Annotated in this window: 14 protein-coding genes; 1 reads left to right on the top strand and 13 read right to left on the bottom strand. The window is 43.9% G+C overall.

The window, feature by feature from the left end:
• Positions 1-699 precede the first annotated feature (699 nt).
• From J7I96_RS15390 to J7I96_RS15370, 5 genes are all read right to left on the bottom strand, one after another.
• A complete protein-coding gene (locus J7I96_RS15390; protein WP_251025384.1) occupies positions 700-966 on the bottom strand; it encodes a YrhC family protein in 267 nt (88 codons plus the stop codon).
• Between the two features lie 113 nt (positions 967-1,079).
• Positions 1,080-2,216 carry a bifunctional cystathionine gamma-lyase/homocysteine desulfhydrase gene (locus J7I96_RS15385; RefSeq protein WP_214925123.1) on the bottom strand — a complete coding sequence of 379 codons (1,137 nt, stop codon included), beginning with the start codon at positions 2,214-2,216 and terminating at the stop codon, positions 1,080-1,082.
• A 1-nt stretch (position 2,217) separates the two neighbouring features.
• Positions 2,218-3,141, bottom strand: a complete 924-nt coding sequence (locus tag J7I96_RS15380) for a PLP-dependent cysteine synthase family protein (RefSeq protein WP_214925121.1) — start codon at positions 3,139-3,141, stop codon at positions 2,218-2,220.
• 94 nt (positions 3,142-3,235) lie between these two features.
• A complete protein-coding gene (gene mtnN, locus J7I96_RS15375; RefSeq protein ID WP_214925119.1) occupies positions 3,236-3,931 on the bottom strand; it encodes a 5'-methylthioadenosine/S-adenosylhomocysteine nucleosidase in 696 nt (231 codons plus the stop codon).
• A gap of 16 nt (positions 3,932-3,947) precedes the next feature.
• A complete protein-coding gene (locus J7I96_RS15370) occupies positions 3,948-4,586 on the bottom strand; it encodes a class I SAM-dependent DNA methyltransferase (RefSeq protein WP_214925117.1) in 639 nt (212 codons plus the stop codon).
• Between the two features lie 154 nt (positions 4,587-4,740).
• Here J7I96_RS15370 and J7I96_RS15365 point away from each other — a divergent pair, with 154 nt between their 5' ends.
• Positions 4,741-4,953, top strand: a complete 213-nt coding sequence (locus J7I96_RS15365) for a DUF2536 family protein (RefSeq protein WP_048682770.1) — start codon at positions 4,741-4,743, stop codon at positions 4,951-4,953.
• Positions 4,954-5,023: 70 nt separating this feature from the next.
• Here the strand turns inward: J7I96_RS15365 and J7I96_RS15360 are convergent, their stop codons facing one another.
• The 8 genes from J7I96_RS15360 to mltG all read right to left on the bottom strand — a co-directional run bounded on the left by J7I96_RS15360 (position 5,024) and on the right by mltG (position 13,394).
• Positions 5,024-5,731 carry a YrrS family protein gene (locus tag J7I96_RS15360; RefSeq protein WP_214925116.1) on the bottom strand — a complete coding sequence of 236 codons (708 nt, stop codon included), beginning with the start codon at positions 5,729-5,731 and terminating at the stop codon, positions 5,024-5,026.
• An 88-nt stretch (positions 5,732-5,819) separates the two neighbouring features.
• A complete protein-coding gene (locus tag J7I96_RS15355; RefSeq protein ID WP_214925113.1) occupies positions 5,820-7,571 on the bottom strand; it encodes a peptidoglycan D,D-transpeptidase FtsI family protein in 1,752 nt (583 codons plus the stop codon).
• 125 nt (positions 7,572-7,696) lie between these two features.
• Positions 7,697-8,173 carry a transcription elongation factor GreA gene (gene greA, locus J7I96_RS15350; RefSeq protein WP_034308617.1) on the bottom strand — a complete coding sequence of 159 codons (477 nt, stop codon included), beginning with the start codon at positions 8,171-8,173 and terminating at the stop codon, positions 7,697-7,699.
• A gap of 302 nt (positions 8,174-8,475) precedes the next feature.
• Positions 8,476-9,114 carry a uridine kinase gene (gene udk, locus J7I96_RS15345; RefSeq protein WP_034308619.1) on the bottom strand — a complete coding sequence of 213 codons (639 nt, stop codon included), beginning with the start codon at positions 9,112-9,114 and terminating at the stop codon, positions 8,476-8,478.
• A 1-nt stretch (position 9,115) separates the two neighbouring features.
• Complete coding sequence (locus J7I96_RS15340; protein ID WP_034308621.1) at positions 9,116-10,387, bottom strand: peptidase U32 family protein; 1,272 nt, start codon at positions 10,385-10,387, stop codon at positions 9,116-9,118.
• A 32-nt stretch (positions 10,388-10,419) separates the two neighbouring features.
• Positions 10,420-11,349 (bottom strand): peptidase U32 family protein, encoded by a 930-nt coding sequence (locus tag J7I96_RS15335; protein WP_214773450.1) that lies wholly within the window; start codon positions 11,347-11,349, stop codon positions 10,420-10,422.
• Positions 11,336-12,001 carry an O-methyltransferase gene (locus J7I96_RS15330; protein WP_034308624.1) on the bottom strand — a complete coding sequence of 222 codons (666 nt, stop codon included), beginning with the start codon at positions 11,999-12,001 and terminating at the stop codon, positions 11,336-11,338. The genes J7I96_RS15335 and J7I96_RS15330 overlap by 14 nt, the downstream gene beginning before the upstream one ends.
• 256 nt (positions 12,002-12,257) lie before the next feature.
• Positions 12,258-13,394, bottom strand: a complete 1,137-nt coding sequence (mltG, locus tag J7I96_RS15325; protein ID WP_396020110.1) for an endolytic transglycosylase MltG — start codon at positions 13,392-13,394, stop codon at positions 12,258-12,260.
• Positions 13,395-13,403 lie beyond the last annotated feature (9 nt).

Here is a 13,403-nt window from a genome sequence, read left to right as displayed (position 1 = left end):
TCCTTTAAGGGAGCGGCCCAACAAAAAGGCATAAAAAGGCCGCAGAAAGTTACGTCCTCCTGCGGGCTTTTTTAGAGAATATAAAAAGACCGCAGGATAAAACACTTCTCCCTGCGGCCGCTATGTCTGAATGATTAATAAAGCCAAATTGCTTTAGAAATATTCCGCTTGGCACAGGTCGAATGTTATGTGATTGTCATTTGAAACGGACCGGCTGATTGCGACGACTCCATGTAGATACAATGTCATTTTCTTCGACCTCCTTTGGAATATTTTTTATTACTTGGTAAGTATATCCACAAATTCGATATTTGTAAACGGCTTTTGCCTATTTATTTGAAAATTTCGATCTTTTTACCCATTTTCAATAGTCATTATTGCCTTAAGAAGGTAAATCGTATGATAAATCTGCCCCTTAATGGGCTACAACCATTGGAATAATAAAAAAACCTGATTCTTTAAAAGAATCAGGACAGACTGTAGATAAACTCGAGTTTGTCTACAGATTTAATAAGGGTTTGTAAAATCTCGAACGTCGATTTCCTCTTCAGGCACTCGCTTTCCGCGAGCGGTCCGGGAGCCTCCTCGGCGCTTTTGCGCCTGCGGGGTCTCCCCTCGACGCGCTTTCCCCGCAGGAGTCTCGTACCTTCCGTTCCAATCGACTTAGTTTATTACCCTTTGTCTAAACTAAGGTTGCTTCTATTGTTGTAAAGTGTCCTGGTCATCCATTTCGGCCAAGATCTTCTTATATTTTTTTGATAATGAGAAAAATACTATGGATATGCCCAGGAACATGATTGTCGCTCCCATATAGACATATGTGCCAATCATCGCTTTGTCGTCAGTGGGAAGGATGGTTCCTATATAGAAGAACGAACCAACACATAACAAAGTGATCGCAAATTGTTTAAAATCGACCATTTTCGAACGCAGCATTGCCGCCGTTTGTTTTTTGCGGTTTTTCATGCCATTCCACCTTCTTTCAAGCTAATAAGATATCGATATCTCATTCTACCATATTTATTCCAAATGACAGGGTGTAAATAATGGCAGTCAGCTATGAAGCGGTCCCTAAACGATTATCCTTGCAGCGCTTGCTCCAAGTCTTCCAATAAGTCTTCAACATCTTCCAGACCTACTGAAATACGAATCAACCCATCAGTTATCCCAAGTTCTGCACGACGCTCAGCCGGAATGGAAGCATGTGTCATCAAGGCCGGAATGGAAATCAAGCTCTCCACTGCCCCCAGGCTTTCCGCAAGTGTAAAGTATCTCACTTTGTTCAAAACGGACTCGGCCTTTTCCGCACTGCCGACATCAAATGAAACCATACCGCCGAATCCACGCGATTGTTTTTTGGCAATATCATGATTTGGGTGGTTTTCAAGACCTGGGTAATAGATTTTCGAAACGCCTTCATGACCGGATAGGAAACGAACGATTTGAGATGTATTTTTTTCATGTTCTTCCATCCTGATTCCCAGCGTTTTAATGCCTCGCATCAGCAACCATGAATCCTGGGGCCCTAGCACGCCTCCTGTAGAGTTTTGGATGAAATGAAGGTCATTGCCAAGCTTTTCATCATTCACCACGACAAGACCCGCTACAACATCGCTGTGTCCCCCCAGATACTTGGTTGCGCTATGAAGCACGATATCGGCTCCAAGTGAAAGCGGATTTTGCCAGTATGGCGTACTGAAGGTATTATCCACAATGGTGAGGATGCCGTTTTCTTTGGCTATTTTTGATACTTCTTCCAAATCGGTGATTTTCAATAATGGATTCGTCGGAGTTTCAATGAACAGCGCTTTCGTATTGTCCCTTATCTCTTTTTCGATCGAGTGTATGTCACTCGTATTGATGAACGTAGCTTCCACCCCGAAGCGGTTAAGCACTTTAGTGATGACCCGGAAAGACCCTCCATAAACATCATCTGTCATCAATACATGATCACCATGACTGAACAGCATCATAACCGCAGTCATCGCTGCCATTCCTGATCCGAAGGCGAAACCTCTTTTTCCTTCCTCGAGATCCTTGATCAGTTCTTCGAGGGCATGTCGGGTCGGGTTGCCTGTACGGGAATATTCGTAGCCCCGATGATTCCCCGGACCATCCTGTTTATATGTGCTCACTTGATAAATCGGCACCGAAACCGCCCCTGTTTGTTCATCACCAAAAATGCCGCCATGGATCAATTGTGTTTTTTTTCTCATTTTACATTCCTCCCTGATAAATTTTTTTACTTAAGTAACGTTCACTTGAATCCGGAAATATGACGACGATATTCGTCCCCCGGGAAGCCTTGGCCGCTTCTTTCATGGCCGCTGCAAATGCCGCACCGGAAGAACTGCCGACAAGAAGGCCTTCTTTAATCGCCAATTCCTTCACCATATCGAAAGCGTCACGATCGCTTATCGTATGGATTCGGTCAAAATACGTTTCATCCATATAGGCGGGTAGAAATTCCATCCCGATCCCCTCTGTTTTATGGGGTCCTGCTTTTCCGCCGTTTAAAATCGATCCTTCTGGTTCGACAATGACGGTTTTGACAGCAGTGTTCTTTTCTTTCAAATATCGCGATGTTCCCATGAATGTCCCGCCCGTCCCGGCACCGGCAACAAACACATCCACATCGCCTTCCATCTGTTCCCATATTTCAGGTCCCAGCGTTTTATAATAGGCATCAGGATTGGATGGGTTGGCGAACTGCTGGGGACAGTATGATCCCGGAATTTCAGCCAGCAGCGCCTTAGCCTTGGCGATTGCTCCTGTCATCCCTTCCTCTGTCGGGGTTTGGATCACATTCGCTCCAAGGGCACGCATCAATTCCTGTTTCTCGGTGCTGAATTTCTCCGGAACGCAAAATATCACGTCCACCCCACTGTTTATCGCAGCCAACGCCAAGCCAATCCCGGTATTCCCGGCAGTCGGTTCGATGATCGTCCCGCCCTTTTTCACCTTCCCTGTCTCCAGCGCTTTGGCTAACAGCTCTTGACCAAGCCGATCCTTCACACTGCCTCCCGGATTGAAGTATTCCAGTTTGGCAAAGATACGGACTCCATCCGGAAGCGGGAAATGGGTGATTTCCATCATCGGCGTTTCCCCTATCAACTCATGAATGTTTTTAAAGACTTTCATATTCGGACATCCTTTCGTAGTTATCCTACCAATTTAATGAGGATTATGCAATAAAGAATGATCAGCAGAAAAGCTTCCGCTGACCACTTACCATTCATTTCATTTTTTCAACCATTTTCAAAATCAGCGCCGCTGAATGAAGAGCCACAGTTTCCAGGAATTTATCAAAGGAAATATTGGACTCCTTACCTGCAATATCCGAAAGGGAACGAATGATGACAAACGGTGTTTTGAATTGGAAGGCTACCTGTGCAATGGCTGCCGCTTCCATTTCCACCGCGTATAAATCAGAGAATTTCCCTCTGACGAACTCAACCCTGTCAGGATCATTCATGAAAGAATCCCCCGTCACGATCAACCCTTTCGCCACTTGTATATCCTCGATTTCTTTTGCTGCTTCTTCTGCGATTGCAAAAAGCTTTTCATCCGGTGTGAAAGCTGCAGGCAACTGAGGGACTTGACCGTATTCATATCCAAAAATCGTCACATCGACATCATGGTGCCGCACTTCCGTGGATATGACCACATCCCCTACATTCAGTTCTGGGTGATAACCGCCGGCAGAGCCAGTATTGATGACCGCATCCGGTTTGAATTTTTCTAACAGGATTGCAGTGGACATTGCCGCATTCACTTTACCGATACCCGATTTAAGTAAAATGACCTCGATACCATTCAGTGTGCCTGTATTGAACTCGGAACCGGCAATGGTCACCTGCTCCAACCCTTCCAATTTATCACGTAAAATCGTAACTTCTTCTTCCATTGCTCCGATTATGGCTACCTTCATTAGTAAAAACCTCTTCCTATAATTTTTCCGCCTCCATGATCCAGACAAATTGATTGCAGCGCTCGAAGTTCACTTTATATCCATTTGCTTCAAGCACATTTTCCAAAAAAGGAATCGTAGTATAATATTCCGTTTGCAAATCGTTCGCCAAATTATGAAAGCCTGCCTGCCTTGCATCTTGAATCGCTCGTTCATGCGCTTCCTTTGATTGATACATTGTGTCAGCAAACACTATTTTACCACCAGTATTCAGTAACTTTCCATAGTTGGCTATCGCTTTTTCTTTTTCTTCATCGTTTAAATGATGAAACGCGTACGTACTCACGATCGAATCAACCTGTTCCGGCTTCGGAAAAACGATAAAATCACCATCTACAATTTCCGTTTCACCGCTCAGCTTGCTTTCCGCTATTTCCCTCATAGCAGGTGAAGGTTCTATTCCCGATACCTTTAGGCCCTTCTTCAAAAGTCTTTCCGTCAAATTCCCGGTACCCACCCCGAACTCCAGCACATGACCAAAAGCCCGATCGGTGACGCTGTCCAATATGCCATCATAATGTTTAAAAACCTCTTGATACTCAATATCGTGTCCACCAACCGTATCATCATACGATTTCGACCATTCTTCAAATAAACCTATAAATTCTCTGCCCATTTTTAATCACCTTTTATAATAAGATAATAAAACCTATAAGCATAATATGAAATAAAAAGAGAAACAGTTCTTGTTTTTAGGCAAATTCATTAAGTTCAGAATCGGGACAAATGGTGGTAAACTAACAGTATCTGAATTTTGGAGGGGAACAGTCATGAGTTTTCAACTCGACTTAAACTTATTCGAAGATAAAATAGAATTTTTCGAGGCAGAGAGCATCAAGAATCTTGAAGAAAAAATCCAATCGCAAATTGAAATCAATAAAGCGATCATGCTTCAGGTGGAATCCGTGTCACACCAAATGTATGTAAGTGAAGAAGGCAGACGTTTTTATAGTGCAGTCGTCCACTTTAAAGCTAAAAAATGATCATCATGAAAAACCCCCGAAAAGCGGAATTCCTTTCGGGGGTTTTTCGTTTATCCATTTTTTCTGGACATTATCTCTTATCGTTTGTCTTCAGCTCTTCGACTTTTACAGGTTTCCAACCTGATCCGTCCACCCATTCAATGTAAACCCGGAAGGTTTTAGGGTTGTCTCCTTCAGAAACCGTACCGATTGCCGTGGTCGGCGAACCGCCGTTTTGCAGCCACCATAGCTTCATGCTGCCTTCATCGATTCCAGCTCCGCTTGCTATCGCTTTACTCATTTCATTCCAATCGACCGAGTTCTTTTCGAAGCTGGTAGTGTGCTCTCCGGATTGCTCCGTTCCTACTGGTTTCCAGCCCTCACTTGTATATGTAGCCGCAACATTGCCATCGCCGCTGCCTTCCACTTCCACAAGTTCGGCATCTCCTGCTTTTTCTGAATCTGCATCACCTTCAGTCTTCTCTTCTGCATCTTCCTTTTTTGCTTTACTATCTTCTTTTTCGGCATCTTCTTCTGTTGCTTCACTATCACCTACTGCGTCTTCCTTCTCCGAATCCGTTTCTTCCTCTTTGCCAGCAGGTTTGTCCACTACTTTCCCCTTTTCTGTCTCGGCGACTTGCTTTGGTTCAGAGGTGGCTTTTTTTGAATCGGTGCCATCATCACTTAAGAAAATCGAGACTGCGACAATGACGATTAAAATGGAAACGATGGTGATTGCAATATTATATATTTTATTTACTTTTCTTTTTTGATCTCTCTGATTGAAACGTGAGCCCAAGGTCCATTCCTCCCCTTACCATTTCTTACTGCCTCATTTTAACATGATTTAGCCAGAGATAGAAGGGAATGGTTTCCTACACTTTTCGTCAATTCTCGTTTTTGTCCTGGTCCTTCGAGTACAGGACTTTTACAATATCTGAAAAAAGAGGCGTCATGCTGGAACTGTTTTCCTTCGTTTCAAAACTTACGGTGACAAGAGCATATTTGGGATCTTTATAGGGAAAGTAGCCTGCAAACCATTTATTGAGCTCCCCTTTTTCGATATTGGTCTGAGCTGTCCCGGACTTGCCGGCGACCTCCACAGGCAAATCTCTCAAGGAAGCGCCCGTCCCTTTCTCTTCCGTCACGACCTTCCTAAGTAGATGCTGCATCTTCATCGTTGTATATGGAGACAGTGTCTCCCCGCCAATACTTTGATTGGGAAAATCGACGACCGTCGTACTATTGTTAAATTCGACCTTGGAAACGGCTTTGACCTGTTCCTTCTTGCCGCCGCGGGCAATCGTTGCCATCATATTCGCGATCGCGAGCGGCGTCGTTTGGACATCCTGCTGGCCAATTGCCGTTTTGGCAACCATTCTGGGATCTTTTTTTAAATTGTCATCATGCCAGACCTTTCCTGTTTGCTCATGATGCAGCTGAGTGACTTCCGTGTGATATACGTCCCCTTGCCAGCCCGTTTCACCAACCAGCCCTAACTTTTTTGCATATTTGTCCAAAAAGTCCGGATCCTTCTCCGCTATTTCCTGTGACAATTCGGCAAACGTCCTATTGCAGCTTTGGGCAAAGCTATTTTCAAAGTTAAGTACGCCCAGTTCCCTCTGTTTATCCGTTTTGCCGTCTATCGTCAAATTACAATTAAATGTCCGGGTGGGACTGGCCGCTTCATAATCGATGGCTGCTGCTGCCGTGACCGTTTTAAAGACGGAACCCGGCGTTTTTTGAGTCAGCATCATATTGACGGCCCCTTCGCCATTCGGATCTTTTATATTAAGCGCCGGACGCGATACCATGGCGACGATTTCACTTTTTTCGATATCGATCAGGACGAGACCGCCTTTTTTTATCCCGCGTTCATCGACTAGCTTCTCCGCTTTCTCCTGAATTTCTTTATCGATCGTCGTCATGACCTTCACCGGGTAAAGCGGATTTGCAGGTTCCACATATTTAACATCGACACCGAACATCGGTCCTCCGCTGGCGTCCACGTGAAAAACGAGCTTCGATTCCCCAGCGGAAAGCAAGAACTCATCAAAGGTCCTTTGCAGTCCCGTATTGCCTATTTTCGTTTCAGGAGATAAATTCATGTCCGGATAACGTTTTTTCTTTTCCGCATCAGATATGTTCGTCGTTCCGATCAATTGTGCTGCAGGCGTTTGATCATGATATAATTTCTCATTCACGGCAAAGACCCCTGGAATCTTCAATTCATTGATTGCCTTAGATTGGCTGGACGTCAACTCTATCGGTTCATCCCCGCCAAATACGAATGGTTCATCCGCTTCTTCTATCGCGCGTTTTAACTCCGCTTCCGATTTTCCTATTATCGAGGCCACTTCATCTATGGGCCATGTCATTTTTTTTAGAAAGGGAAAAAGGACGAGCGTCGGGATTTCTTCATGTGCTAGCGGTTCTCCATTTCTGTCATAGAACTTTCCGCGTCCATCATCAATCTTTAATATTTGTGAACGCTGATTCACGCTTGCTTCCAACAGGTTCACATCATGCTTTGAAAAAGATTCTGTCGATACAAGTTGGATGTAGGCAAGCCTGCCTATGAGCATCAGCATGAAAGTGGTCAAAAAAAGAGCCAGCAACCTCATTCGTTTCTTTTTCATAAAATACACCTCGGTAACCATTGTTGACGAGGTGCGAATTTTTAAACAATTATGAACAAATTTAACGCGGCACTTTTCCGATAAAAAAGAGGATGCCCCGATGGACATCCCCTTTTGCATTTTATTTAGTCGATGGATACAATCTTGACGCTCATTTCGCCGCCAGGTGTCATGATCGATACCTTGTCGCCGACCCTTTTCCCTATCAGGCTTTTCGCGATCGGGGAATCATTGGAGATTTTTCCTTCGAATGGATCCGCTTCAACGCTTCCTACGATGGAATATGTTTCTTCGTCACCATTTGGAAGTTCCACGAAGGTTACCGATTTTCCAAGTGAAACTGTATCTGTATTCGAATCATTGCCTTCAATGATTTTTGCATTGCGGATCATGTTTTCGATTGTTGTAATACGTCCTTCAACGAAAGCCTGCTCCTCTTTTGCGGAATCGTATTCTGAGTTCTCGGAAAGGTCCCCAAAACTGCGGGCGATTTTGATTCTTTCCACCACTTCTTTACGTTTAACCGTTTTTAACTGTTCCAGTTCCTGTTCAAGCTTTAACTTACCTTCTTTAGTCATTGGATATTCTTTTTCAATTGCCAAAACCCTTCACTCCTTCAAATTCTTTACAGCAAGCATTCGCTGTGACAAGTTTATGTACTATATAGTGCTTAACCCTAAATCGAGTCAAAATATATAATTGCGCGACTTAAAAAGTCGCGCTTCGATACTAAGAAACAATCCGTTCCTTAGTATATAAACCGACTGCGGTGAGCAGCCGGTTCGTTCTGTATCAAGAATAGAGTATTGCGTTTTCCAACATTTGTCCAGTCTTTCCCATTAATTAAATGGGATTTTTAAATAAACGGAGGAAAATGGCACCTATCATTATTTATGCTATGTTATTACAAAAAAGACTTTTGTTCAAGGATTGTTTGAATTTTTGTCACCATAAGGTCAATCGCCACATGGTTTTGGCCGCCTTCTGGTATGATGATGTCGGCATAACGCTTCGTCGGTTCTATGAACTGATTATGCATCGGACGGACGACACTGATGTATTGTTCGATGACGGAATCTATGGACCGGCCGCGTTCTTTAATATCACGGGTCATCCGGCGAAGGATCCGCAGGTCTGCGTCCGTATCGACATATAACTTCATATCCATCAGGTCTCGTAGGCGCTCATCCTCCAGTACAAGAATCCCTTCAAGGATGATGACATCCTGTGGCTCAACCGTGATGACTTCTTCCGACCGCGTATGGATCGAATAATCATAAACCGGTTTTTCTATCGTTTCATAGCGCAGCAAAGCGTTAATGTGATCGATTAGCAAATCATTATCAAATGCAAGCGGATGATCATAATTCGTTTTCAAGCGTTCTTCAAAAGGCAGATGACTTTGATCTTTATAATAATAATCTTGTTCGATCATCAAAATGGAATGTCCTTGGAAGAATTCAAAAATGGAACGGGTAACACTTGTTTTACCTGATCCCGAACCTCCGGTAACTCCAATGACCACTGGTTTCTTTCTTGTCATATCAATTCTCCTTCCGCATCATATTGTTCACATAAACTCTATTATCTACTTGAATGCGGACAATTTGAAGCGGATGGCGGGCTGCCTCCAGCTCCTTACCTGACTCATCCCAGATCGTACCGATTTTTTGAGTGAAGTTTTCGATTTCCGGTCCAAAAAACTCCACTTCATCCCCAGGCTTGAAGAAATTACGTTGCTGCATGGTGACGATTTTAGTTTCCTCGTTGTAATCAAGCACCAATCCTGCGAAGTCGAAGCGAGTCTTTACGGTATGATTCCCGAACATTTGCTGTTTATACCCAGGAATTTCCCCTTCCATGAACGATGATGCCGTCTCACGGTTCGCACACTTATCAAGCTCTTCCAGCCATTCTTGTTTAATCTTGAAATTGTCGGGATCGGCACAATATGCATCAATCACTTTACGATACACGCTGACAACCGTTGCAATATAATGAATCGATTTCATTCTTCCTTCGACTTTTAAGCTGTCTATGCCAATTTCAATCATGCCAGGCAGTGATTCAATCAGCTTCAAGTCTTTTGGACTCATTGCGAATGGAGCATCTTCTTTATCGAATAAAGCCTTTTCCCCATCTTGATCCAACTCATATAAATCATAATCCCAACGGCAAGACTGACAGCAGCCGCCGCGGTTCGAATCACGCGCCGTCATATGGTTCGAAAGGGTGCAGCGTCCGGAATAGGCAATGCACATGGCCCCATGAACGAAAGCCTCGATTTCGATATCGACCTTCTCCTTCATTTCACGGATTTCATCAGCACTCGTCTCACGTGCCAAAACAACACGCTCCAAGCCTTCCTCTTTCCAATACTGAACAGCCTTCCAGTTCGATAGCGATTGCTGTGTGCTTAAATGGATCTCGACTTTCGGAGCGACCCTTTTACAGGTTTCGATGATTAATGGATCGGCGACGATGATACCATGAACCCCTGCCTCCTGAAGACCTTCCAGGTATTCATCAAGACCATCGATATTTTCATTATGTGCGAAGATATTTGTAGTTACATATACTTTTGCACCATACTTATTGGCGAATTCGACGCCTTCCTTCATTTCCTCAAACGTGAAGTTACCGGCATTGGAACGAAGGCCATACTCCTGACCGCCAATGAACACGGCATCCGCGCCGTAATGGACGGCAATTTTTAATTTTTCAAGGTTGCCGGCCGGAGCCAGCAATTCCGGTTTTTTTACAATGACTCTCTTTCCATCAACGATCTTGGAAATTTTATCAGCAATAGCATTCAAGGCTATTCCTCCTCTTTCTCTTACCCTTTTCTTTAATAAACCGATTCTTTAAAGAAGAACCCGGTATCCAACTCACGGTTATCCGGCTGAACCGCTTTGACTTTTTCAAAAAGTTCCGATTTGATATCCTCATAGCGGTCAGGGTCTTCAGAGCATACGTCAATCGCTTCCCGATATAACTTTGTCATTTCAATGACATATTCCGGTGTTTGCAGTAACCCTTCGATTTTCAGAGAATCGATTTCCGCTTCAATCAATTCCTGAAGTTCATCAATCATGCACATATCATTCGGACTCATGATATGTGTACCATTTTCATCTTCATAAATCGGGTATTTATTTTCGCGTTCCTTATCATGCAAGAACATATTTCTATGTTCCTTCCGATTTTCCACTTCCAATGCCTTGCCTTGGTATTCAAAGTAATTACCTAGGAGCGTACGCTTCGATTGGAACATGCATGTCATGCCATGCACTTGCACTTCAATCTCCACTTCGGCATTTTCCTTCATTTCCACGATCTCGTCCAGACTTATCTCACGCGCAGCAACGGCACGGACGGCACCGCGTTTTCCCCAGTAATTACATGTGTACCAGTTCGTTACCGTCATCTCCGTATTCCAGTGCAGGGGCATATCAGGTGCCACGGCACGGACAGCCATCAAGACTGCGGGATCACCGAAAATGATCCGGTCGGCACCAGCCTCTTTAAGGAATGTAACATACCCTTCAAGCTCGTCCACTTTTTCATTATGAAAAATGGCGTTCATGGATACGTACACTTTCTTGCCCGCAGCATGTGCAAGTTCAATTGCCTCCTCTACATCTTCACGATTGAACTCACCTGCCAGCCTTAGCGCATAACGTTGTTCGCCAATGACGAAGGCGTCAGCGCCAGCATCGATGAGTTCCGTTATATGATCGACACTTGTCGGAGTCACGAGTAATTCAGGCTTTTTCATTTTTGTCACCTCTATGTTTACTAATGGCCACACCATCACCTATCGGCAAAATTACAGTATCGAAATGGGGATGGTCATGTAACCAGATGTTAAAGTCTCTGATTTTTTTGATTAGAGCTCGCTTTCTTCTCGTCATTTCCATTTCTTCAATGTTTTCGGCAACCAAGCCTTTGAATAAAACATTGTCAGTAATGATGATGCCAGCATCAGCAAGGAATGGTTCAAACAGTTCAAAGAATCGCTTGTACTGTCCTTTAGCTGCATCAACGAAGATGATATCGAACGGGCCATGCTCCATCACTTTCGGTCCCGCTTCAAGGGCATCCCCTTCAATGAGGGTGATCCTTTCCGACAGTCCCGCCTTCTTGAAGTTAGCCCTTGCCTGCTCAATACGGGCTTCATTCCGTTCAAGTGTGACGATTTCTGCTTCCGGAAGGGTCTCAGCCATCCTTATGGCCGAATAGCCAATTGCCGAACCTACTTCCAATATCGCCTTTGGCTGATGAAGCCTTAAAATCTGAAGCAGCACTTCAATTCCTTCGGGCTCCATGATCGGCACATTATTTTCCATCGCAAAATCTTCCAACTCCTTAAGCAAACCCGTACGCTCCGGAATTAAGGAATGGAGATATTGTTCTATTTTTCCGTTCAAAACGTTTCCTCCATTTATAAGGAAAACAAAAGCGCTTGGCCAGTAACATGAAAAAATTGATTGAACAATTTCTTCACAAGGAGCTGAAACAAGTATGCTTGACGATCTACATTTCCTTATCTTCAAAATAAAACCCGGCATTCGCCGAGTTACGTCACCGATAAAAATCGGATCAAAAATTCACTTGTACTATTCTATCATAAAAACGAGGGGAAAGTAATATCTCTCCCCCCTCAGTAGCCTTGCATTTTTTTCTTTATTTATTGGAAATATGCTCTGCCTTTTTGTTATTGTGGTCATCCAAGGTCTTGGAGTAAAGGACTTCGCCTTCAGGTGTTGCCAAAAAGTACAGGTAATCCGTTTTCTCAGGTTTCAATACCGCATCGATCGATGTCGTTCCGGCATTTGCAATCGGCCCTGGCGGCAGCCCCTTGTTCTTATACGTATTATAAGGGGATTTCACCTCAAGGTCTTTATAATACACCCTGCTCTTATGTGAACCCTTCGCATACAAAACGGTCGGATCCGTTTGAAGCGGCATATCTTCCTTAATACGATTGTAAAAGACGGAAGCTATCTTTCCGCGATCGACTTGTGCCGTCGCCTCTTCTTCGACAAGCGAAGCGAAGGTCAGCATCTCGTGTACGGAATAATCGTTCTTGTCCATTTGGCCCTCGTAAGCCTGCAATGTCTCTTCGGTTTTCTTCAGCATCTCGATGACGATCGATTCAAGGGTCGGCTTTTCCTCATAAAAGTCATAAGTAGCTGGGAAAAGGTACCCTTCAAGCGGATATAAAACCTTTTCATTTTCGATTTCCGAGGTCAATAGCTGCGGAAATTGTTCTTGCATGGAATTAACGAACTTCTTATCATTCAATTCCTTGAAGACCTTTTTCGGATCTTCGCCCGTCTTGCCCGCGATGATATCGGCAATTTGGATTAGCTGCTTCCCTTCTGGGATCGTTATTCTCATTGCCGCTTCCTTCATGAGTTTTCCGGTTTTGATGCTTGTGACAATATCTTCAATCGGCATCGAAGGTGATAATTTATACTCCCCTGCCTGAAAACCGGATTCATTGCGGAATTTAATATAATATTTGAATACGCGTGCGTCCTTGATTATTCCCTGCTCTTCAAGCAGAGTTGAAATTCCGTTAACGGATGAACCGATCGGGATTTTCACTTTCTTGATGGTGTCATCATCCGGATCGACTGGTTTCATGGCTGAGTTGATATATAAAAAGCCCACCAGACCAACTATCCCAATTAGTAAAATAAGCGAAGCGATCGTAATCATGATGATTTTACGAACCAGCTTGGCTTCTCCTTGCTGTTCTAACAATTTCATTCGGATATGTTCCTTTTTAGATAAATTTTTATCTTTTTCATCCATGTTCATTCC

The sequence above is a fragment of the Bacillus sp. ISL-78 genome (genome assembly GCF_018613455.1).
GTDB lineage: Bacteria > Bacillota > Bacilli > Bacillales > DSM-1321 > Peribacillus > Peribacillus frigoritolerans.
This window is presented reverse-complemented; position numbering and strand designations above follow the sequence as displayed.

Bases quoted from the DNA above. Each gene is read 5' to 3' on its own strand.
- udk (WP_034308619.1), bottom strand. From the start codon at position 9,114: ATGACAAGAAAGAAACCAGTGGTCATTGGAGTTACCGGAGGTTCGGGA.
- J7I96_RS15370 (WP_214925117.1), bottom strand. From the start codon at position 4,586: ATGGGCAGAGAATTTATAGGTTTATTTGAAGAATGGTCGAAATCGTAT.
- J7I96_RS15390 (WP_251025384.1), bottom strand. From the start codon at position 966: ATGAAAAACCGCAAAAAACAAACGGCGGCAATGCTGCGTTCGAAAATG.
- mtnN (WP_214925119.1), bottom strand. From the start codon at position 3,931: ATGAAGGTAGCCATAATCGGAGCAATGGAAGAAGAAGTTACGATTTTA.
- mltG (WP_396020110.1), bottom strand. From the start codon at position 13,394: ATGGATGAAAAAGATAAAAATTTATCTAAAAAGGAACATATCCGAATG.
- J7I96_RS15365 (WP_048682770.1), top strand. From the start codon at position 4,741: ATGAGTTTTCAACTCGACTTAAACTTATTCGAAGATAAAATAGAATTT.
- J7I96_RS15355 (WP_214925113.1), bottom strand. From the start codon at position 7,571: ATGAAAAAGAAACGAATGAGGTTGCTGGCTCTTTTTTTGACCACTTTC.
- J7I96_RS15380 (WP_214925121.1), bottom strand. From the start codon at position 3,141: ATGAAAGTCTTTAAAAACATTCATGAGTTGATAGGGGAAACGCCGATG.
- J7I96_RS15335 (WP_214773450.1), bottom strand. From the start codon at position 11,349: ATGAAAAAGCCTGAATTACTCGTGACTCCGACAAGTGTCGATCATATA.
- J7I96_RS15385 (WP_214925123.1), bottom strand. From the start codon at position 2,216: ATGAGAAAAAAAACACAATTGATCCATGGCGGCATTTTTGGTGATGAA.